18 protein-coding genes are annotated in these 21,857 nt (G+C 37.2%); 12 read left to right on the top strand and 6 right to left on the bottom strand.

Annotation, left to right across the window (positions count from 1 at the left end):
- Positions 1–86 precede the first annotated feature (86 nt).
- Positions 87–2,498 (top strand): hydroxymethylglutaryl-CoA reductase, degradative, encoded by a 2,412-nt coding sequence (locus tag IGI80_RS18185; RefSeq protein ID WP_438724233.1) that lies wholly within the window; start codon positions 87–89, stop codon positions 2,496–2,498.
- Between the two features lie 19 nt (positions 2,499–2,517).
- On the opposite strand, the gene IGI80_RS18180 is transcribed toward IGI80_RS18185, so the two are convergent.
- The 5 genes from IGI80_RS18180 to IGI80_RS18160 form a co-directional block, all read right to left on the bottom strand.
- Positions 2,518–3,570, bottom strand: coding sequence for an AI-2E family transporter (locus tag IGI80_RS18180; RefSeq protein ID WP_010783022.1), 1,053 nt, complete (start codon positions 3,568–3,570; stop codon positions 2,518–2,520).
- Positions 3,571–3,586: 16 nt separating this feature from the next.
- Entirely contained in the window at positions 3,587–4,792 is a 1,206-nt protein-coding gene (locus IGI80_RS18175; protein ID WP_002382277.1) for a YdcF family protein, read from the bottom strand.
- Between the two features lie 155 nt (positions 4,793–4,947).
- Positions 4,948–5,148, bottom strand: coding sequence for a cold-shock protein (locus IGI80_RS18170; protein WP_002357750.1), 201 nt, complete (start codon positions 5,146–5,148; stop codon positions 4,948–4,950).
- Positions 5,149–5,445: 297 nt separating this feature from the next.
- On the bottom strand, positions 5,446–6,567 hold the full coding sequence (locus IGI80_RS18165; RefSeq protein WP_002360437.1) for a baeRF6 domain-containing protein: 1,122 nt from the start codon (positions 6,565–6,567) through the stop codon (positions 5,446–5,448).
- Between the two features lie 338 nt (positions 6,568–6,905).
- Positions 6,906–7,256 carry a helix-turn-helix domain-containing protein gene (locus IGI80_RS18160; RefSeq protein ID WP_002357747.1) on the bottom strand — a complete coding sequence of 117 codons (351 nt, stop codon included), beginning with the start codon at positions 7,254–7,256 and terminating at the stop codon, positions 6,906–6,908.
- 191 nt (positions 7,257–7,447) lie between these two features.
- Here IGI80_RS18160 and IGI80_RS18155 point away from each other — a divergent pair, with 191 nt between their 5' ends.
- The 5 genes from IGI80_RS18155 (at position 7,448) to IGI80_RS18135 (ending at position 12,508) form a co-directional block, all read left to right on the top strand.
- A complete protein-coding gene (locus tag IGI80_RS18155) occupies positions 7,448–8,881 on the top strand; it encodes an MFS transporter (RefSeq protein ID WP_002357746.1) in 1,434 nt (477 codons plus the stop codon).
- A gap of 204 nt (positions 8,882–9,085) precedes the next feature.
- The gene (locus IGI80_RS18150) at positions 9,086–9,760 is read left to right on the top strand and encodes a metal-dependent hydrolase (RefSeq protein ID WP_002361745.1); all 675 of its coding nucleotides are present in this window, start codon (positions 9,086–9,088) and stop codon (positions 9,758–9,760) included.
- 9 nt (positions 9,761–9,769) lie between these two features.
- The gene (locus IGI80_RS18145; protein WP_002357743.1) at positions 9,770–11,089 is read left to right on the top strand and encodes a DRTGG domain-containing protein; all 1,320 of its coding nucleotides are present in this window, start codon (positions 9,770–9,772) and stop codon (positions 11,087–11,089) included.
- Between the two features lie 13 nt (positions 11,090–11,102).
- Positions 11,103–12,056 carry a DHH family phosphoesterase gene (locus IGI80_RS18140; RefSeq protein WP_002357742.1) on the top strand — a complete coding sequence of 318 codons (954 nt, stop codon included), beginning with the start codon at positions 11,103–11,105 and terminating at the stop codon, positions 12,054–12,056.
- A gap of 113 nt (positions 12,057–12,169) precedes the next feature.
- On the top strand, positions 12,170–12,508 hold the full coding sequence (locus tag IGI80_RS18135) for a zinc ribbon domain-containing protein YjdM (protein WP_002357741.1): 339 nt from the start codon (positions 12,170–12,172) through the stop codon (positions 12,506–12,508).
- A 60-nt stretch (positions 12,509–12,568) separates the two neighbouring features.
- On the opposite strand, the gene IGI80_RS18130 is transcribed toward IGI80_RS18135, so the two are convergent.
- Positions 12,569–12,967: a hypothetical protein gene (locus IGI80_RS18130; RefSeq protein ID WP_002382283.1), complete on the bottom strand. Its 399-nt coding sequence runs from the start codon at positions 12,965–12,967 to the stop codon at positions 12,569–12,571.
- Between the two features lie 55 nt (positions 12,968–13,022).
- On the opposite strand from IGI80_RS18130, the gene IGI80_RS18125 reads away from it, so the two are divergent.
- The 6 genes from IGI80_RS18125 (at position 13,023) to IGI80_RS18100 (ending at position 21,855) form a co-directional block, all read left to right on the top strand.
- A complete protein-coding gene (locus tag IGI80_RS18125) occupies positions 13,023–14,204 on the top strand; it encodes a VanZ family protein (protein ID WP_010707619.1) in 1,182 nt (393 codons plus the stop codon).
- A gap of 53 nt (positions 14,205–14,257) precedes the next feature.
- Positions 14,258–15,616, top strand: a complete 1,359-nt coding sequence (locus IGI80_RS18120) for a DEAD/DEAH box helicase (RefSeq protein WP_002385937.1) — start codon at positions 14,258–14,260, stop codon at positions 15,614–15,616.
- A gap of 546 nt (positions 15,617–16,162) precedes the next feature.
- Positions 16,163–16,846 (top strand): helix-turn-helix domain-containing protein, encoded by a 684-nt coding sequence (locus IGI80_RS18115; RefSeq protein WP_002381934.1) that lies wholly within the window; start codon positions 16,163–16,165, stop codon positions 16,844–16,846.
- A 345-nt stretch (positions 16,847–17,191) separates the two neighbouring features.
- On the top strand, positions 17,192–19,834 hold the full coding sequence (alaS, locus tag IGI80_RS18110; RefSeq protein WP_002366615.1) for an alanine--tRNA ligase: 2,643 nt from the start codon (positions 17,192–17,194) through the stop codon (positions 19,832–19,834).
- Between the two features lie 202 nt (positions 19,835–20,036).
- Positions 20,037–20,753: a tRNA (adenine(22)-N(1))-methyltransferase gene (locus tag IGI80_RS18105; protein ID WP_002357733.1), complete on the top strand. Its 717-nt coding sequence runs from the start codon at positions 20,037–20,039 to the stop codon at positions 20,751–20,753.
- Positions 20,737–21,855, top strand: a complete 1,119-nt coding sequence (locus tag IGI80_RS18100) for a Nif3-like dinuclear metal center hexameric protein (RefSeq protein WP_002361747.1) — start codon at positions 20,737–20,739, stop codon at positions 21,853–21,855. The genes IGI80_RS18105 and IGI80_RS18100 overlap by 17 nt, the downstream gene beginning before the upstream one ends.
- The last annotated feature ends 2 nt before the right edge of the window (positions 21,856–21,857 follow it).

Raw genomic sequence — 21,857 nt, 5'->3', positions numbered from 1 at the left:
ATATCTTATAAGTCTGTTAACATTCAGTAATTGGCACTTGTGATTCTGGGATTTTATGATATATTTCAAGATGGAGGTGCATTTAGTTGAAAACAGTAGTTATTATTGATGCATTACGAACACCAATTGGAAAATATAAAGGCAGCTTAAGTCAAGTAAGTGCCGTAGACTTAGGAACACATGTTACAACACAACTTTTAAAAAGACATTCCACTATTTCTGAAGAAATTGATCAAGTAATCTTTGGAAATGTTTTACAAGCTGGAAATGGCCAAAATCCCGCACGACAAATAGCAATAAACAGCGGTTTGTCTCATGAAATTCCCGCAATGACGGTTAATGAGGTCTGCGGATCAGGAATGAAGGCCGTTATTTTGGCGAAACAATTGATTCAATTAGGAGAAGCGGAAGTTTTAATTGCTGGCGGGATTGAGAATATGTCCCAAGCACCTAAATTACAACGATTTAATTACGAAACAGAAAGCTATGATGCGCCTTTTTCTAGTATGATGTACGATGGGTTAACGGATGCCTTTAGTGGTCAGGCAATGGGCTTAACTGCTGAAAATGTGGCCGAAAAGTATCATGTAACTAGAGAAGAGCAAGATCAATTTTCTGTACATTCACAATTAAAAGCAGCTCAAGCACAAGCAGAAGGGATATTCGCTGACGAAATAGCCCCATTAGAAGTATCAGGAACGCTTGTGGAGAAAGATGAAGGGATTCGCCCTAATTCGAGCGTTGAGAAGCTAGGAACGCTTAAAACAGTTTTTAAAGAAGACGGTACTGTAACAGCAGGGAATGCATCAACCATTAATGATGGGGCTTCTGCTTTGATTATTGCTTCACAAGAATATGCCGAAGCACACGGTCTTCCTTATTTAGCTATTATTCGAGACAGTGTGGAAGTCGGTATTGATCCAGCCTATATGGGAATTTCGCCGATTAAAGCCATTCAAAAACTGTTAGCGCGCAATCAACTTACTACGGAAGAAATTGATCTGTATGAAATCAACGAAGCATTTGCAGCAACTTCAATCGTGGTCCAAAGAGAACTGGCTTTACCAGAGGAAAAGGTCAACATTTATGGTGGCGGTATTTCATTAGGTCATGCGATTGGTGCCACAGGTGCTCGTTTATTAACGAGTTTAAGTTATCAATTAAATCAAAAAGAAAAGAAATATGGAGTGGCTTCTTTATGTATCGGCGGTGGCTTAGGACTCGCTATGCTACTAGAGAGACCTCAGCAAAAAAAAAACAGCCGATTTTATCAAATGAGTCCTGAGGAACGCCTGGCTTCTCTTCTTAATGAAGGCCAGATTTCTGCTGATACAAAAAAAGAATTTGAAAATACGGCTTTATCTTCGCAGATTGCCAATCATATGATTGAAAATCAAATCAGTGAAACAGAAGTGCCGATGGGCGTTGGCTTACATTTAACAGTGGACGAAACTGATTATTTGGTACCAATGGCGACAGAAGAGCCCTCAGTTATTGCGGCTTTGAGTAATGGTGCAAAAATAGCACAAGGATTTAAAACAGTGAATCAACAACGCTTAATGCGTGGACAAATCGTTTTTTACGATGTTGCAGATCCCGAGTCATTGATTGATAAACTACAAGTAAGAGAAGCGGAAGTTTTTCAACAAGCAGAGTTAAGTTATCCATCTATCGTTAAACGGGGCGGCGGCTTAAGAGATTTGCAATATCGTGCTTTTGATGAATCATTTGTATCTGTCGACTTTTTAGTAGATGTTAAGGATGCAATGGGGGCAAATATCGTTAACGCTATGTTGGAAGGTGTGGCCGAGTTGTTCCGTGAATGGTTTGCGGAGCAAAAGATTTTATTCAGTATTTTAAGTAATTATGCCACGGAGTCGGTTGTTACGATGAAAACGGCTATTCCAGTTTCACGTTTAAGTAAGGGGAGCAATGGCCGGGAAATTGCTGAAAAAATTGTTTTAGCTTCACGCTATGCTTCATTAGATCCTTATCGGGCAGTCACGCATAACAAAGGGATCATGAATGGCATTGAAGCTGTAGTTTTAGCTACAGGAAATGATACACGCGCTGTTAGCGCTTCTTGTCATGCTTTTGCGGTGAAGGAAGGTCGCTACCAAGGCTTGACTAGTTGGACGCTGGATGGCGAACAACTAATTGGTGAAATTTCAGTTCCGCTTGCTTTAGCCACGGTTGGCGGTGCCACAAAAGTCTTACCTAAATCTCAAGCAGCTGCTGATTTGTTAGCAGTGACGGATGCAAAAGAACTAAGTCGAGTAGTAGCGGCTGTTGGTTTGGCACAAAATTTAGCGGCGTTACGGGCCTTAGTCTCTGAAGGAATTCAAAAAGGACACATGGCTCTACAAGCACGTTCTTTAGCGATGACGGTCGGAGCTACTGGTAAAGAAGTTGAGGCAGTCGCTCAACAATTAAAACGTCAAAAAACGATGAACCAAGACCGAGCCATGGCTATTTTAAATGATTTAAGAAAACAATAAAAAAACAGTTCAGCAGAAATTATTCTGCTGAACTATTTTTTTTCACATTAGGTAGCCGTTTCAGGCCACGAATTGGTTTTACTTTTAAGACATCTAAGAAGAAAGTGAAAACAGGGATTCCTACAATAAGTCCCCATACACCAAAAAGACGCTCACTAACTAATAAAATGACAAACGTATAAAAGATTGGTAACTCTGTTTTACTAGACATGAATTTAGGATTTAGCACGTAAGATTCAAATAAATGGACGATTGTAATTAAAGCTAAGATATAAATCACATCGTTCAAGCCACCTTGGGAATAAGCGATGAAACTTAGCGGAATGCAGGAAATAATCACACCAGCAACTGGGACTAAGCTCAAAATGAAGATCATAATGGCTAAACTAGGTAGCTGAGTAAAGCCGATTATCGCCAAGGCCAAGGTAGTAATGACTGTATTCACCACAGCAATGAAAAACTGAGCTTCCATTACGACACCAAATGTGTTGACGAACTTGTTGGCAAAATAATAGATATCCTGAAAAAAACAATCAAAATCACTTTTTAAAAATAACTTAGAAAAATCAGCCATTTGCTTCTTCTCAATCATAAAGAAGAAACTTAAAATAAAGGACATGACAAATGATAAGCCGACAGCGCCAATATCTTGAATGTAGCGTAAAATCATTGAAGCGCCATTCTGGAGTTGAGAGAGTAAGTTAGATTTTTCCAAGTATTGATCAATAAATTGCAATACTTGATTTGTATCTGTATGTGGGCTTTGATAAAAATCAACTACAGAATTAATCATTTGAGTCGTTTGGTTAACTAGAACGGGAACATATTTAGTAATCGCTAAATAGATTAGAAAAACAACCAATGCATAGGTTAAGAGAACGATGACAATCGTCGGGATTTTCATATAGCGTTGAACAAAATGAACCAAACGAACAGCTAAATAGGTAAAGATAAATGTTAAAAGAATTGTTGTAATCATGCTTCTGGATAAATAAAGCACAAAAATAATCAAAGCAAGGACGCAAAAACGTCGCAAACGTTCATTTTGAATAAATTTTTGATACAAACTCATAGGGGAAACTCCTTCTTTACTGAATAATCAATCCTGTTAAGAATAACATAACCATACCGATGGCAGCTAGGCCGCAAACAATAATATGGCGGCGTTTGTACATCACTACAATGGCGATGAACTCTCGAATAAACGCGTTAGGTAAAAAATAAAAAGCGGTTTTTGCACCAATGCCATCAGCTTTTAAGCCAGCCATTCGAGCGAAAAGACCCGCTCGGAAAAGGTGATAATTGTTTGTAGTAAAAATGGCTTGGAAATTAGCATTTCCAAAATCCTCAATCATTGTTTCTTTGGAAAAACGCATATTTTCTAGTGTGTTTTTTGAATGAGCTTCTACTAAAATATCATCATCAGGAATACCTTGTGTCAAAGCATACATTTTCATCGCGACACTTTCAGGAAGTAATTCATCAGGGCCTTGGCCACCAGACATGACGATTTTTGGTGGGTTTAACGTTGCGCGATTTTGAGCCTTGTAAAATTGAATGGCTTTGTTGATGCGGGCTTGCAATAACGGCGGCACAATCTCACCATTGATTAACCCCGAACCTAACACAACAATATAATCCTGTGTATATTTTGGCTGATTAAATTGATACAACGTAGAAACAGTTAAAAAATTATAAAAAACAAACGCGAAATAAGTCAAAATAAATGGCGCGATAGTTAATGGTAAGGAGAGCCACGTTGGTAACAACGATTGAAAAAAGAAATTATAAATTAATAGTAATGTTAAGCCAATTGCCAGCAACAACGTCAACAAGTTCCCTAGAGACCGACCTTCTTTTCTCATAACAACGACCGCATTCCAATAGAGGAAAATAATTAAGGCATAGAGTCCTAAAGCCAAAGCGATAAAAATCGCCAGCAGGGCAATAATTGCTAAGGTGATTAGAAAGTAGTTGTTTGTACGAATCGCAGTAATCCCTAAATAAGTCGCTAGAACCACAAGAAAAATATTAAATAATGTTCCATTCAGTAAACGCCTTTTTTCTTTGAAGTAGAAGAGCGCAAACAAGCCAAAAAAAGCAATGGGAATTAAAAAGAAGGCTGTGCCACGAATGATTTCTAAATATAAAACATATGAGAAGAACATAAAGACAGTCCAGCCAAACATCCACGGCAACCAATCGTGTTCTTTTTTCTTTTTCCGCCACGAGGGAATGAAAAAGAGACCCAATAAATAAACACCTAAAAAGGTTAAATCACCATAAAATTGCATAAATAAACTCCTTTAAAACATTTTTCCTCTTCAGTATAACGAAAACTCTTCAAAAAAAATAGAGGAAGCACTTAGTTTCAGAAAGTTTTCTTGTTCTTTTTTTTATAAAAAAAACCTGACGATTAACGTCAGGTTTTTGAGTCAGTATTGTTTAATTAAGCTTTAGTAACGTTAGTTGCTTGAGGGCCACGTTGACCTTCTTCGATTTCGAAAGTTACTGCTTGACCTTCTTCTAAAGTTTTGAAGCCGTCACCTTGGATAGCTGAGAAATGTACGAATACATCGTTTCCGTTTTCTGCAGTGATGAAGCCAAAGCCTTTGTCTGAGTTAAACCATTTTACTGTACCTGTTTCCATAATAAATATCCTCCTAGATGTGTGTTATAACACATTCATATTTTGCAATTACTTGAAAGGTGAAAAATGTGGAAGATGTTTATTTGAAACAGCTACCCATATTACCGAACAAAAACTACATCTATTACTATAGCATACTAACTGGTTTTTGTATAGCGATAACCTTATTTTCTTTTTTATCGGATGTTTTTTAAAAACTAGAAAGTGAAGATAAGGCTGTTATAGTGCTGTTTCAATAAGTCTCAGAAAAAAAGCCCATTGTAAGGCGCTTTCTTACAATGGGCTTTTTGCCTGTTTTTAATAACGGAGGATAGCCGTTAAAGACTTTTCATCTGGTGCAGCTTTTTGGTCTAAAACAAAAACTTGACCGCCGTTTTGAATGACTTGGTAAGCAATGGTGTTTAAAAGTTTGCGGCGATCGTACTCTTCAGATGACATTTCATTGTTTTCAGTAACAAAGAGTGACGTTGCAATAAAAAGATGGGAAATTTTACCGTCAGCTGCCGCTGGCGAAATATCTGTAAATTGATCTAAGAATTTACGATCTAGTAATTTGTTATAAGAAGCTGTTTCTTTTTCTGTTAACTCTGCAGCTATTTTTTCACTAGCGCTGCGGATATCTTGAATGGTTGCTTGTGCAGGTGAAGCAGCAACTGAAATTGAGCAATCATAATAAGGATTTTTAGCAATCTTTTTAAAGAGTGTTTGGTTTTCTGGTAAAGCATAAAGATAAAGCGGTAATTTTTCAGGATTATCCAGTTGATCTTTTAAGAAAGTATCGACTGCTTGATAGTAGTTCACCCAATCAATTTCAACTTCTTTATCTTTAGTATTGATGCTATGATAAGCGACACCTTCTTTAGAACCGTTAGAACTACCTTGAGTTGAAAAGTTTAAATTACCACCCGTTAATTCATCACCTAAAGCTGTGACCACGTCTGTTGGCGCGTCTTTAGGCAATTCAACAGGAGTCACAGTCGTATGATCGACTTTGTAAAGTTTCATTGAATCGCGATTTAGAGCAAGTAGGTAATAATGGTAGTTAAATTGTTTGTCTTTGACTAGTCCAAGTAAATAAGGGATCGTGTCCACGTAATATTGATCGTCAACGGGCACATCTAATCGTTGAACAAAGGTGTTTTCTGGAGATAAGATGATTGAAACACTTGCTGTGCCGTTGCGCCAGAAGGAAGCATCAGCTAGAAGTGCGTCAATTTTTTCTTGGAAAACAGCCCATTTTTCCTCAGGAAATTTTTTTTCAAAGCGTGTTTTTGCCGCTTTTGCAAAATTTTTCAAAACAAGCGAATCTTTTTCTACGTTTTGATGAGCGACATGGGTGTTAAACAAGAAAGTAACAAACGGTCCATGAACTTCTTCAGAAAATAATGTTGATAAGCTATCTTTTTTTTGATTTGCCATAATAAAATCCCCCTTCTAAAAGTAAGTGTAGCACAGGAAATCGAATGTTTAAAACAATATGTTCAATAAAAGAAAACGCTTTAAAGAATCTAAATAAAGGACTGTTAATGGTGTTCTAATAAAAGTTTTATAAAAAATATAGCTGAAACTCATGATAAAAAAGGCACAAACTACTATACTTACGTTATGCCAATTATCCCGAATTGGTTTTTTCATACTTACTCCTACCAAGAGTAAATAACAACCTTCATTTCCACCACAGACGACGGTCGTGGTGGTTTTTTTTGTTTAGGTGCTAGTTTTTTTGCTATCAATTGACTAGGAGAAGTGAACGTTCTTTAAGAATTTGTCATTTCAAATTTACGGAACCGCAAGAAACGATTTGCTTCTTCCTCTAACTGAGTAATTTCTTCTTCTGTTAACTCTTCCGTAGTAATGTGAATATGTAACTCTTTTTGTGTGCTTGTCATAGGTGCCTGATGATTGATCTCTGTTTGTTGGGTGCGGCCCATTAAATAGTCCAAGGAAACAGAAAAATAGTCTGCTATTTTTAAAAGATTCTCTACTTTAGGCGAAGAGGTATCCCAACGACGAATTTGTCCATTGGAAATGCCGACGTTTCTTTCTAATTGGGCGAGGGTTAATTGCTTTGACTGAGCTAGTTGTTTAATGCGAGAAATTAAGGTCATTTCAAGTCCTCCTTGCGTTTTCCGTTTGCTAATTTTAAATTAGCGTAAAAGCGAATGGTTGTCAATTGTGAGCGTGTAATAAGAAGGTGAACATCTCATGAGTGATTTTTTAGAAAATTTCCGATGAAAAAAAGAAGAAATAGAGTTATTATTAGTAAGTAAACTGTTTTGGAGCGAGAGGGGATGAATCAATGGAGAAAATTAAAAGTTACCAAGAGGATTCTGAAGTGCAGAAAAATCGTTGGTGGATCTTAGTTTCTGTGGCTATGTTTACCTTCATGTCTACATTAGATTCCAGCATTGTAAATATTGCTTTACCGACTATTTCAAAAGAAATGTCCGTACCCATGAATCAAGCGGAATGGGTCGTATCTATTTATTTAATGGTTGTCTGTGCTTGTTTATTATTATTTGGAAAAATTGGCGACAGTTTTGGAAAAATAAAAGTTTATCGAATTGGCACGGTTATTTTTACGATTGGTTCGTTACTTTGTGGCTTTAATCAATCGCTGAGCTTTCTATTATTTGCGCGAGTCGTTCAAAGTATTGGTGCTAGCATGACCATGGCGACCAATTCAGGAATTATTACGGAAGTATTCCCTTTAAATGAAAGAGGGCGGGCGCTTGGTGCAGTAGGAGCCTTTGTCTCTTTAGGCGCGATTGCTGGTCCTGGGATTGGTGGATTGATCTTATCAAACTTTTCTTGGTCGTATATTTTTTGGATTAATGTTCCTGTGGGGCTAGTTACAATTTTAATTGGTGAAAAGTTTCTACCAAAAGATATTACAAAAACAAAAGAAAAAATCGATTTTTCAGGATTTGCTTGTATTGCCATTGCGATTATGACGTTCTTCGGCGGGATTTTCCTCGGACAAGAGAGCGGGTTTGGCTCGTTACAATCCTATTTATTGTTCATTATTGCAGTAATCGCATTAGGATTATTTATAATGGTTGAACGAAAAAGAAAAAGCCCACTTATTAAGTTCGCAATTTTTAAAAACAAAATTTTTACTTTAAGTTTATTGTCCGCCGTTTTAATTTTTGCCTCAAACTTTTTTGTAAATGTTGTCATTCCATTTTATTTGCAGGATGCACGCAAACTAAGTGCTAGTTATGCTGGTCTATTAATGATGGTATTTCCGTTATTAATGGTGGTTGGGGCTCCTCTGAGTGGCTATTTGACGGATAAAATTGGCCCAGGTATTTTAACATTTGGCGGATTGTTGCTCTTGTGCTGTACGTCGTTAATGTATATGTTTTTAGATATGAATTCGCCTATCTGGTATTATGTGATTGCAACAGCCATTATGGGCTTGGGAAATGCACTTTTCCAGTCTCCAAACAATACAATGGTTATGAGCAGTGTTGAAAAGCAAGATTTAGGTGTAGCAGGAAGTATGAATTCTTTTGCTAGAAACTTAGGAATGGTCATTGGGATTGCGTTGTCAACGACCATTTTATATCGTGGTATGAGCGAAGCCTATGGTGAACGAGTAACCACGTATCTGGCTAATCGCCCAGATATATTTATTGTGGGAATGCGTGAAACCTTTTTTGTCGCCTTTCTATTATGTGTGGCGGCCTTTATATTAACGATTTTACGTTTTCGGAAAACAACCAAATAAGTAAAAAGAAGCAGACGAGAAAGATTCATGATTTTTCTCGTCTGTTTCTTTACTAGCTAAGAAAATAAGCAAATGCGATTGTATATTTCTAATTCTCTGTTACAATAAAGAAAGTAAACTGTACTAAACTGTACTACTTTTAAGAATGAATTTGACGATTAATTATCATAAGAGTGTGTAGAAAATACCGTAGGAGGAATACAAATGGAACTGATAGGACATGGACATTCATGTATTGAAATTCGTCTAAACGACGGCACGAACCTTTTATTTGATCCTTTTATTAATGGCAACCCTTTAGCGGACGTTTCACTTGAAGATTTACACCCTGATTACATCTTAATCACCCACGGACACAGCGATCATATTGGCGATATGCTAGCAATTGCTCAAGCCAACAAGGCAACGATTATTGCGATAGCTGAAGTGGCTACGTATGCACAGTCGCAAGGGGTAAAAGCGCATGGAATGAATCTAGGTGGGCGTTATGTCTTTCCTTTTGGTTCGGTTAAATTTGTGCCAGCTTTGCATAGTTCCGGTTATGAAATAGACGGCGTAATGACCTACATGGGCGAAGCAAGTGGGATTATTTTAGAAGCAGAAGATAAAAAAATTTATCACGCTGGTGATACGGCGTTGTTTTCAGATATGCGCCTTTTTGCAAAAGACAAATCCATTGATGTAGCGTTCTTACCAATTGGCGATAATTATACGATGGGACCAGAGGATGCGCTAGAAGCAGTCTCTTACTTAAATCCTGAAATAACCATTCCAATTCATTACAATACCTTTCCTGTTATCCAACAAAATCCAGCAATATTCGTAGAGCAAGTAGTTGGCGGGAAAGTATTAAACCCAGGAGAGACGATCCTAGTTTAGGAGGAAATTATGGCGACGAAACATGATCAAATTTTAAAACATATTGAAGAATTACCAATTGGCGATCGAATCTCTGTTCGAAGCATTGCCAAAAGTTTAAGTGTTAGTGAAGGAACAGCGTATCGGGCCATCAAAGATGCAGAAAATATTGGGCTTGTTTCCACCATTCAACGTGTTGGTACGATACGAATTGAGCGGAAGTTAAAAAAACATATTGAAAAATTAACATTTGGTGAAGTGGTCCGGATTATTGAAGGGGATGTGTTAGGCGGTAGCTCTGGTCTAGACAAAGTCCTTAATAAATTTGTAATTGGTGCGATGACAGAAACCGCAATGACGCGATATATTACTCCAGGCTCTTTAATGATTGTTGGTAACCGCCAAGGTGTGCAAAAGCTTGCTTTAGAAAATGGGGCAGCCGTTTTAATTACAGGTGGATTTGAAACATCTGAAGAGATTGCGCAGTTAGCAGATCGTCTGGGTATGCCTGTCTTGAGAACCACATATGATACATTTACTGTGGCTACTATGATTAACCGTGCTTTAAGTGATCAGCTGATTAAAAAAGACATTTTACTCGTCAGTGATATTTATACAGCGCTTGAAAAAACCAATTATTTGTTGACAACTCAAACGATTGCAGATTATCAGGCATTATCTGAAAGTACCCATCATTCTCGTTTCCCAGTAGTAAATAAGAAATTACGTTTAGTGGGGATTGTCACAGCCAAAGATGTCATTGGTAAAAGTGAACATTTAACCGTGGATAAAGTCATGACAAAGGATCCCAATGTTGTGAAAAAGATGATGAGTGTAGCGAGTGTCAGTCATCAAATGATTTGGGATGGTCTAGAAGTCATGCCGGTGGTGGAAGATGATTTAGCGCTTGTTGGGATTGTTTCTCGCCAAGATGTGATGAAAGCTATGCAATTGGTGCAACGACAACCACAAATTGCAGATACAATTTCAGATCAAATTTCCGGGGAAGTGATGCCTGTTGAAGAAAATGGCAAAGAAACAACCCGTTTTCGTTTTTCGGTTGCGCCCCAAATGGTTAACAGTGTTGGTACCATCTCGTTCGGTGTCCTAAGTGAAATTATTTCTAACGTGACACAACGAACAATGTTGATGAATCAAAAAAGAAATGTACTAATTGAACAAGTGAATCTACATTATTTGCGGCTAATCCAGTTGGAAAGTGAATTGGACATTCGTCCACGGATTTTAGAAATTGGTCGTCGCTCTGCAAAATTAGATATTGAAGTTTATTTAGAAAATGTCATTGTGGCAAAAGCAATTGTTGTTTGCCAAGTGATGGAGAGAACGTAGGAGGCTACAAAGAATGGACGTAGTAAAAGAAATTATGGCAGCAATTAAACAATATGAAACAATTATTATTCATAGACATCAAAGGCCCGACCCAGATGCAATTGGCTCACAGGTTGGGTTAGCAGAACTCTTAAGAGCGAGCTTTCCTGAAAAAAATATTTATCAAGTAGGCGGACCAGTGGAAGGCTTAGAGTTTTTAGCTGAAATGGACGTTATTACTGACGATGTCTATCGAGGTGCATTAGTCATTGTAACAGATACTGCAAATGCTCCAAGAATTAGTGATGCGCGTTTTTCTTTAGGCGATCAATTAATTAAAATCGATCATCATCCGAATGATGAACCCTATGGAGATTTAGTTTGGGTGAATACAAATGCAAGTAGTTGTAGTGAAATTATTGTTGATTTTTGGCAACAGCATTTAGCAGAATTAACGATGACAGATAATGCAGCTCGTTTATTGTATGCTGGGATTGTGGGGGATACAGGACGTTTTCTTTATCCTTCCACTTCGGCGCATACACTCGCTGTCGCTGCGCAATTGCGTACGTTTAACTTTAATGCCGCAGACTTAAATCGTGAGTTAGACCAAATGCCTTTAAAGGTTGCTAAATTAGCGGGTTATATTTATCAAAATTTAGAAATCGACGCAAATGGCGCTGCTCGTGTCGTTTTACCACAAAGTATTTTAAACAGTTATGATATTGTCGATTCTGAAACGGCAGCCATTGTTTCAATGCCAGGAAAAATTGAAGATGTTCTCTCATGGGCAATCTTTGTTGAACAGCCGGAAGGTTATTATCGCGTTCGGTTACGTTCCAAAGGACCAATCATTAATACAATTGCTAAAAAACATCATGGCGGCGGCCATCCTTTGGCAAGTGGCGCTAATGCCCGTGATGCAGCTGAAATTGAAGTGATTTACCAAGAAATCCAAGCAGCTTGCCAAGAGTGGGCTCAAAAATAAATAAGTAATTAGAAAGTAGTTATCGGACGTTGATAAATCATTAGGACTACTTTTCATTCACTAGAAAATAAGGTAAAATGAAAAAGAATTATTTTTTACAAAGGAGAACGTTAATGACAGAGCAATTACCAAACTGCCCTGAATGTGGGTCGGCATATGCCTATGAAGATCGCGGATTATTTATTTGTCCAGAATGCGGTCATGAATGGTCACCAACAGAAGAAGTTGCAGAAGAAGGCTTAGTAGTCAAGGACTCAAATGGCAATCTTTTAGCGGATGGTGACAGTGTTACTGTAATCAAAGATTTGAAAGTTAAAGGTGCCAGTGGCGCAATTAAACAAGGCACAAAAGTGAAAAACATTCGTTTAGTGGAAGGTGATCATAACATCGATTGTAAGGTAGATGGCTTTGGTCCAATGAAGTTAAAATCAGAGTTTGTTAAGAAAAATTAAATTTCATTTGAATGATGAGACAGTAAGAGTCTAGGACACAACCATCGTCCTAGACTCTTACTAATGTTTATCGGTCTTGTATTTTATCATTGTACGAAGGCCGTGCCAAGCGTTGTAAAGTGTGAGGATTAACCCGATACCTAAAGGAATCCATAACCATTGCGGAGAATAAGCGGCATCTTTTAACGTTTCAGGGTTGATGGTCCATGATTCTTGCAATACTTGGAAACTAAAAACCATGAGAAATGTTGAAATAAGTAACAAAATAAACCGTAAATAATGAATCGTTGTTTGACGGTGAATCAGTGCAAAGAGTAAGTAGAGCACAAGTAAAAATAGCGGCACTCCAAACGCGAAATATGGCTGTAACATGAGAACGTCCTCCTTTTTCTTAATGATACTGCAAAGGAGAGGATTTGCAAAATAAAATTTATTGTTGGTACATTTTTTTAGAAACAAGTATAGTGTTATTGAGGCATTCATACTTGAAATTGTTTATCTTGGAGGGATTTTTATGGCAGTATATAGCGAACCAATTAAATGGGCAATCATTATTTTCCCGTTTCTAGCATTTTTTATTTCTGGGGCATTATTAATCTATGAATACCGCAAATATGGTTCATTTGTTTGGACACGAGCAATGATTTTGTATTCATTTGTTTTTTATTTATTATGTGCCTATTTCTTGGTAATTTTACCGTTGCCATCTCGAGCAGAAGTGGCTCAATACACAGGACCAACAATGGAACTGCGGCCTTTTCATTTTATTTCAGGGATTTTAAACGAAACTGTTTTTTCGATCAAAGATCCTAGTACGTATTTGCCAGCATTAAAACAACATGCCGTTTTAGAACCACTGTTTAATGTTTTATTAGTTTTACCTTTTGGTGTGTATTTACGGTATTATTTCAAATGTTCATTTTTAAAAACAGTTCTTGCGAGTTTTTTATTGTCATTATTTTTTGAATTAACACAGTTATCTGGCCTTTATTTTATTTATCCACGTTCGTATCGCTTGGCGGATGTCAATGATTTAATTAATAATACCGTCGGAGGCATGGTCGGTTATTGGTTGACGCCACTCTTTACCTTTTTATTGCCAACACGAGAAGAAATTGATGCCACCTCTTATGAAAAAGGGCAGACAGTTAGCCTGTTGAGACGTTTCTTTGCATGGGGGATTGATTGGTTGGTGATTGGCTTTGTGCAAGGCCTGCTCGTTTTTGGACTAAATTTCATTCCAGCTTATAAAAATTGGGCAACCAATTATCCGATTTTTTCAGATCGGATGTGGTTCTTTATCATGGTGTTTGCGGTCTTTATCGTCATGATGAAACTGACAAATGGTCAAACGTTAGGGAAAAAAGTTGTTCGCATTCGGGTGGTTGAAACAGGACATGAAAAAATTCGTTTAAAAGCCTTGTTTGTTCGCTACGGTTATTTGTATTTTGTGTATGGTTTAATTAGTATTTATCTAGCCAATGCCACTGATTTATTGAATTCTTCTAATCGGATGTTGCAAATGGTGTCACTGCTTCTGTATTTGTTCTGTTTAATTTTATATTTACTGTTTTTGATCAACGTTTTGTTAACCTTGATTCGTAAAAAACGGCGTTTGTTTTATGAAAAAGCCAGCCATACTTATACAGTCAGTACATTAGAAGTTGCGAAAACAAAGGAATCAGCAGGTGAGTAAAAGTTGTTTTTGTGTTATAATGCCAAAGTGCATAAAGAATTTAACGAGAAGAGGTGAGGCAAGTGCCTTCATTTAAACAATTTCAATTTCAACCTTTTATCAACGAAGCACTCGCAGAAAAAGGGTTTGAAGAACCAACAGAAGTCCAAGAAAAATTAATCCCAATCATTAAGAAAGGGAAAAGTGTCATTGGACAATCGCAAACAGGAAGTGGAAAGACGCATACTTTTTTACTTCCATTAATGGATAAAGTTAAGCCAACTATCGACGAAGTACAAATTGTGATTACTGCGCCTAGTCGTGAATTAGCCAATCAAATTTATCAAGAAGCGCAGCAACTGGCTCGTTTCAGTCAACCAGAAATTCGAGTGTCAAATTTTGTTGGCGGAACAGATAAACAACGTCAATTAAATAAATTAAAGCATCAGCAACCTCATGTGGTGATTGGTACACCAGGGCGTATTTTAGATATGATGAATGAACAAGCCTTGAAAGTGCATACGGCTTTTGCCTTTGTTGTCGATGAAGCAGACATGACATTAGATATGGGCTTTTTAGCAGAAGTCGATCAAATTGCTGGTCGTTTGCCAGAAAAATTACAAATGCTCGTTTTTTCTGCAACCATTCCAGAAAAATTACGACCATTTTTAAAAAAATATTTAGAAAATCCAGTGATTGAACATATCAAACCAAAAGCAGTTATTTCAGAAACAATTGACAATTGGTTGATTTCCACCAAAGGAAAAAACAGCAATCAAATAATTTATCAATTATTGACTATCGGGCATCCTTATTTAGCGATTGTTTTTGCAAATACTAAACAAAGAGTTGATGAAATCACCGATTACTTAAAAGATCAGGGCCTAAAAGTTGCCAAAATTCATGGAGACATTACACCACGCGAAAGAAAACGTGTGATGCGTCAAGTTCAAAATCTTGACTACCAATATGTAGTAGCTACTGATTTAGCCGCACGTGGGATTGATATTGAAGGGGTTTCACATGTCATCAATGCAGAAGTTCCACATGAATTGGACTTCTTTATCCATCGGGTTGGCCGCACAGGACGTAATGGATTGAATGGGACTGCCATAACATTATATTCACCAGCAGATGATGAAGCGATTACTCAGATTGAGCAGTTAGGTGTTTCTTTCAAACCAAAAGAAATTAAAAATGGTGAGATTGTAGAGACGTATGATCGTAATCGTCGAACAAAACGAGAAAAATCTCGAGAAGAATTAGACCCAACGTTAATTGGTTTAGTGAAAAAGAAAAAGAAAAAAATTAAACCAGGATACAAGAAAAAAATTAATTGGGCAATTGAAGACAGCAATAAGAAAAAACGTAAAATTGAACGTCGTCAAAAAGATCGTTCTGCTAGAAAAGCAAAAAAGAATTCTTCTAACTAAAAACGTTGTGGATTATAAAAAGTAAGGGACTAGAATCGTAAAGATTTTAGTCCCTTACTTTTTATATGATAAATATTTAAGTCACTTTTAAAATAACTCTTTTTTAAAAGTAGTTATCGTTAAAAGTAGAGAAAATTACCGATTAATTGTAAAGATTTTTGTCGAAAACATCAAAATGTTAGTGTTAAACATCAACATTTTGATGTTTTCTCGAGAAAAAAATAATAAAATTACAGAATTTTTGGCGTGTTTTAGCAAAAAGTAGGAAGTTTCGGCACTTTTTTTGTTAAAAAATCAGCTTTATTAGTTGATATTAAAGGAAATTCATTTTTTTTTACGGAGGATAAAAAAATTTTACACACAAAAAAAATCATTTTCTAATATAATATAAATAACCACCAAAATAAAGAATAAAGGAGCGAAGAGAGATGAAGATAAAAAGGTGTTTATTAACCAATCGATGGAGAAAACACGCGATTTGGTAACGTATTTTGATTGGTGCGTTTAGTTATTGGTAGCAGAAAGAGTTCTAGGAGGAAAGAAGAAATGAGAAGGATTTTGGTATTAACAAAGAACATTTTAGTTGAGCAAACATTTCAGCAGCAATTACAACATTTAAATTATGAAGTCTTTTGTACGAACTGCTGTGAAGAAACTATAGAACATGAGTTAACTTTTTTTAATTATTTTGATGCAATTGTATTAAGCGAAACACTATCTCAGAACGATTGCTTGAGATTATTAGGAAGTCTTTCATCGTTAGAGAAGCCGATTTATCGACGTTCACAATCGATGTGTAATAAACGTGAAGCGGAGATTTGGCAGGAAAGAGGTATTATCCGGTGGTTAGGCCTCAAAGATTCATTGGAAGATATTCGTGAAAAAATTGACACTGTCGATCAAAGTTTTGCCGAAGTCACAGCCGAGCTACTTGATGACCAAGTAAAAAAGATTCGCTTTACAAAAAACGAACAACGCTTTTTAAAAATCTTGTATCAGCATGCCCACGAAGGGTTGGATCGTGATCAAATTTGTCGCTTGCTTTGGCAGAAAGAACCAGATGCTTCTACAAAATCGCAGCTGTCTTTCGTATGTAAACGAGTGAAACAAAAATTTAGTGATGCAGGTATGAACGAAGAGATTATTACAACCTCTTGGGGAAAAGGGTATCAAATAAATGAACAAATTTTGCCTTATTTAGAGCAAACGTTATTTGAAACAGCTCAGTAAGGAAAGATTCCTACGAAAACAATTGACTTTTTAGCAGATCTTTCTTATACTTTTGACTATAAGCTAAAGGATATGAGGAATCTTATTTTGATCACAGAAAGCCGTTCATTGCTGAGAGAAGGGCATCAGATAAATTTACTTGCTCCCTTTAGATGGACTTGATAGAAATATCAACGCGACTCTGCGTTATAGAGCTTAAGAGGTAATGATCCAACATCATTGCAATCAAGGTGGTACCGCGAGCAATCGTCCTTGACTGCAATGGTGTTTTTTGTGTTCACAATCTGCCACTTAAGAGGGTACAAAATATAAATAGTTAATTATTAATAGAAAGTAGGAAAATCAATGAAAGAATTAACAAGTAGTCAAGTTCGCCAAATGTATTTAGACTTCTTTAAGTCTAAAGGACATTCAGTAGAACCAAGCGCTTCTTTAGTACCAGTAAACGATCCAACATTATTATGGATTAACTCTGGTGTTGCAACCTTGAAAAAATATTTTGATGGCTCTGTTGTGCCAGAAAATCCAAGAATTACGAATGCTCAAAAATCTATTCGTACAAATGATATTGAGAATGTTGGGAAAACGGCTCGTCATCATACAATGTTTGAAATGTTAGGGAACTTCTCAATTGGAGATTATTTTAAAAATGAAGCGATTCACTGGGCCTGGGAATTTTTAACTGGTGCTGAATGGCTTGCTTTTGACCCAGAAAAATTATATGTGACTGTTTATCCGAAAGATACAGAAGCAAAACGCATTTGGCGTGATGAAGTTGGTTTATCTGAAGACCATATTATTGATGTAGAAGATAACTTCTGGGATATCGGTGCTGGTCCAAGTGGTCCGGATACGGAAATCTTTTATGATCGCGGCGAAGAATTTTTAGATATTCCAGAAGATGATCCAGAAAATTATCCTGGTGGCGAAAATGAACGCTATTTAGAAATTTGGAACTTAGTGTTCTCTGAATTTAACCATACACCAGAAGATACGTATGAACCATTACCACATAAAAACATTGATACGGGCATGGGCTTGGAACGTGTTGTATCTATCATTCAAGATGCACCAACAAATTTTGAAACTGATTTATTTATGCCAATCATTCATGCGGTAGAAGCTTTAGGAACCAACGTGAAATATGGAGATGCACCACAAACGGATGTTTCCTTTAAAGTGATTGCTGACCATATTCGTGCCTTATCCTTTGCAATTGGTGATGGTGCGCTTCCTTCAAATGAAGGTCGTGGCTATGTGTTACGTCGTTTATTACGTCGTGCGGTAATGCACGGGAAAAAATTAGGCATTAATGAAGCCTTTTTATACAAATTAGTGCCTGTTGTTGGCGAAATCATGGTAAGCTACTATCCAGAAGTATTACAACAAAAAGACTTCATCGAAAAAGTGGTTCGGACAGAGGAAGAACGTTTCCATGAAACCATCAATGAAGGTTTAAGCATGTTAAATGAGGTTATTAAAGAAGTTAAAGATGCAAAAGGCGATACATTAGATGGAAAAATTATCTTCAAACTTTATGATACTTTTGGCTTCCCAGTAGAATTAACGGAAGAAGTTGCAGAAGATGAAGGCTTGAAAGTCGACCATGCTGGGTTTGAAACAGAAATGGAAGCACAGCGTGAACGCGCTCGTTCTGCCCGCAGTAAAGAAACTTCAATGGGTGTTCAATCTGCTTTATTAACAGATATTAAAGTAGAAAGTAAATTTGTTGGCTATACAGAATTAACACATGATAGTGAATTATTTGTTATTATTCAAGGTGACGCACTAGTAAATGAAGCATCTGCAGGAACAGCCGAATTAATTTTTGCTGAAACACCATTTTATGCTGAAATGGGTGGACAAATTGCTGACCGCGGCTATGTAAAAAATACCGCAGGGGAAGTCGTTGCCAACGTGGTGGATGTGAAAAAAGCACCAAATGGTCAATTTTTACACAAAGTAGAAGTTTTGGCGCCATTAGCTGAAGGCCAAATTTATCAATTGCAAGTGGACGAACGGATGCGGACACGTATTTTGAAAAACCATACGGCAACCCATTTATTGCATCGTGCTTTAAAAGATGTGTTAGGGGAGCATGCCAACCAAGCAGGCTCATTAGTTGCACCAGGACATCTACGTTTTGACTTTACTCATTTTGGGCAAGTTACATCAGAAGAACTAGCGCGGATGGAAGCCATCGTTAACGAAAAAATCTGGGAAGCTATTCCTGTTGTCACAATTGAAACAGATATTGATACAGCGAAAAACATGGGCGCAATGGCGTTATTTGGCGAAAAATATGGCAAAGAAGTCCGTGTAGTTAATATTGGGGATTACTCTATCGAATTATGTGGTGGAACACATGTTGCTAATACAGAAGATATCGGGATTTTCAAAATTGTTTCTGAATCTGGGATTGGTGCAGGAGTACGCCGTATTGAAGCAGTGACGAGTAAAGAAGCGTATCAACTTTTACAAGAAGAAGAACGTCAATTGAAAGAGATTGCTACATTAGTTAAATCACCTCAATTAAAAGAAGTGGTTACGAAAACAGAGCAATTGCAACAACAATTACGTGATCTACAAAAAGAAAACGAACAATTGGCAGGCAAATTAGCGAACCAACAAGCTGGTGACATTTTTAAAGATGTCAAAGACGTCAACGGTGTTCGTTATATTGCCGCTCAAGTCAATGTTAAAGACATGAATCAATTACGCCAATTGGCTGACCAATGGAAACAAAAAGAATTGTCTGATGTACTAGTTCTGGCAACTGCACAAGATGAAAAAGTAAGCTTGTTAGCGGCTATGACAAAAGACATGAACGGAAAAGGCTTAAAAGCCGGTGACTTAATCAAAGCAATTGCGCCAAAAGTTGGCGGTGGCGGCGGTGGTCGTCCTGATATGGCTCAAGCTGGTGGGAAAAATCCAGCAGGGATTGCGGATGCCTTAGCAGAAGTTGAAAACTGGTTGGCAAATGCCTAATTAAAAATGTTTTCCCTATTATTAATATAAGGAGAATGCTCTTTATAGCAATAATGACAGCCCTCTTCAAAGTTATGAAATTGATTTTGAAGGGGGTTCTTTTTTATAAGTGATTAAGGAGAGAAAACAGTAGATTGCACGAATGTGTAAGTTTTCATCTTCAATTGACAATGGTATAATAAGCAACGGAGGAATCAAAAATATGAATGAAAATCAATTATCAAAACGTCTCGCAACGGTTGGTGATTTAATCCCTAGAGGAAGTCGCTTAGCAGACATTGGTTCAGACCATGCTTATTTACCAGTTGCTTTAATGTTAGAAAATAAACTGTCTTTTGCTGTGGCTGGGGAAGTGGTAGAAGGACCTTATCAATCTGCCAAAACCCAAGTCAGTAAATCCAATTTGACGGATAAAATTATCGTACGTTTAGCGAACGGGCTAGATGCAATTGAACCTGAAGATCAAATAGACGTCATTAGTATTTGTGGAATGGGCGGCACATTAATCCGAGATATTTTAGAAGCTGGACGCAAAAAAAATCGTTTAACAGGGAAGGAACGCCTTGTTTTACAACCGAATATTGGTGAACCAACTTTACGCCGCTGGTTAATGGCAAACGACTACAGTATTATTGATGAAACAATCGTGGAAGAAAACCGTAAGTTGTATGAAATTATCGTAGCCGAAAAAACAGAGCAATCCGTTTCTTATACGGACCAAGAATTACTATTTGGGCCAGTTTTAATTAAAAAACAAGGACCGGTTTTTACTAAAAAATGGCAACGAGAATTAAAACAGCGCAAAACTGTTCTTGCACAACTAGCAAAAGCAAGTGGAGAACATATTGAAAAACAAGCGAAACTACAGCAAGACCAACAATTAATTGAGGAGGTGCTGGCCAATGGCTGTGAACGGTAAGACATTGATTCGACGTTTCAATGACTATTGTCCCGAGTGGCTAGCTGAAACGGGAGATCCTGTGGGCTTGCACATTGGTACGTTAGATAAACCAATTGAAAATGTGATGGTTACCTTAGATGTTCGTCCTGAGGTCGTTGCAGAAGCAATTGAGAAGCAGGTTGATTTAATTATTGCGAAACACCCACCTATTTTCCGCCCAGTTAAGCGATTAACCACAGATAATTTTCAAGAAAAAATGTACGCTGATTTATTAAAACACGATATTGCTGTTTACGCAGCGCATACTAATATGGATATTATTGACAATGGGCTAAATGATTGGTTTTGTGAATTATTGGGAATTAAACAGACCACCTTTTTAACTAAAACACATACTGTTCCTTATAAAAAATTAGCCGTTTTTGTGCCAATTGATGAAGCTCCGCAAATGAGAGAAGCTTTAGGTCTAGCTGGCGCTGGAGCTCAAGGTGATTATTCTAAAACAAGTTACTCTTTAATTGGAACAGGACGTTTTACACCAACACAAGGAGCAAATCCCACGATTGGCGAAATTGGTCAAGAAAGTGTCGTCCAAGAAGCAAAAATCGAAGTGATTTTCCCCGAAACTAAGCAAGAACAAGTTCTTTCAGCTATGTTACAGGCGCATCCTTATGAAGAACCGGCGTATGATGTTTATACCATTGAAAATCAATCAAAAGAATTTGGTTTAGGTCGGGTTGGAGTATTAGACAAGCCTGTGAGGCTCTCTGATTTTGTACAGCAAGTCAAGGAAGCTTTCCAATTGGACGGCTTGCGGGTCATTGCAAAAGATGATACTAAAATGATTCAACGGGTAGCCATTTGTGGTGGAAGTGGTGAAAAGTTCTATCATGATGCATTACGTAAACAAGCCGATGTCTATATTACTGGTGATGTGTATTATCATACGGCACATGACATGATTGCTGAAGATTTACCAGTTATCGATCCTGGTCATTACATTGAAGCGCTTTGTAAGCCAAAACTTGTGGAATTAATGAATCAATGGAAACAAGAAAATGAGTGGGCTGTATCCATTTTTGAATCAGAAGCGAATACCAACCCATTTCGTTTTAAATAAAA

Origin of the sequence: Enterococcus sp. DIV1420a, assembly GCF_051712165.1 — a bacterium.
In the GTDB taxonomy this organism is placed as follows: Bacteria; Bacillota; Bacilli; order Lactobacillales; family Enterococcaceae; genus Enterococcus; species Enterococcus faecalis.
The sequence above is the reverse complement of the archived record's forward strand: the minus strand, read 5'-3'. Positions and strand labels throughout refer to the sequence as shown.

Excerpts from the sequence above, each read along its gene's own strand:
- IGI80_RS18160 (WP_002357747.1), bottom strand. The coding sequence starts at position 7,256 with ATGACCTTAATTTCTCGCATTAAACAACTAGCTCAGTCAAAGCAATTA.
- IGI80_RS18140 (WP_002357742.1), top strand. The coding sequence starts at position 11,103 with ATGGACGTAGTAAAAGAAATTATGGCAGCAATTAAACAATATGAAACA.
- IGI80_RS18100 (WP_002361747.1), top strand. The coding sequence starts at position 20,737 with ATGGCTGTGAACGGTAAGACATTGATTCGACGTTTCAATGACTATTGT.
- alaS (WP_002366615.1), top strand. The coding sequence starts at position 17,192 with ATGAAAGAATTAACAAGTAGTCAAGTTCGCCAAATGTATTTAGACTTC.
- IGI80_RS18125 (WP_010707619.1), top strand. The coding sequence starts at position 13,023 with ATGGCAGTATATAGCGAACCAATTAAATGGGCAATCATTATTTTCCCG.
- IGI80_RS18135 (WP_002357741.1), top strand. The coding sequence starts at position 12,170 with ATGACAGAGCAATTACCAAACTGCCCTGAATGTGGGTCGGCATATGCC.
- IGI80_RS18145 (WP_002357743.1), top strand. The coding sequence starts at position 9,770 with ATGGCGACGAAACATGATCAAATTTTAAAACATATTGAAGAATTACCA.
- IGI80_RS18165 (WP_002360437.1), bottom strand. The coding sequence starts at position 6,567 with ATGGCAAATCAAAAAAAAGATAGCTTATCAACATTATTTTCTGAAGAA.
- IGI80_RS18105 (WP_002357733.1), top strand. The coding sequence starts at position 20,037 with ATGAATGAAAATCAATTATCAAAACGTCTCGCAACGGTTGGTGATTTA.
- IGI80_RS18180 (WP_010783022.1), bottom strand. The coding sequence starts at position 3,570 with ATGAGTTTGTATCAAAAATTTATTCAAAATGAACGTTTGCGACGTTTT.
- IGI80_RS18155 (WP_002357746.1), top strand. The coding sequence starts at position 7,448 with ATGGAGAAAATTAAAAGTTACCAAGAGGATTCTGAAGTGCAGAAAAAT.
- IGI80_RS18170 (WP_002357750.1), bottom strand. The coding sequence starts at position 5,148 with ATGGAAACAGGTACAGTAAAATGGTTTAACTCAGACAAAGGCTTTGGC.
- IGI80_RS18150 (WP_002361745.1), top strand. The coding sequence starts at position 9,086 with ATGGAACTGATAGGACATGGACATTCATGTATTGAAATTCGTCTAAAC.
- IGI80_RS18175 (WP_002382277.1), bottom strand. The coding sequence starts at position 4,792 with ATGCAATTTTATGGTGATTTAACCTTTTTAGGTGTTTATTTATTGGGT.
- IGI80_RS18115 (WP_002381934.1), top strand. The coding sequence starts at position 16,163 with ATGAGAAGGATTTTGGTATTAACAAAGAACATTTTAGTTGAGCAAACA.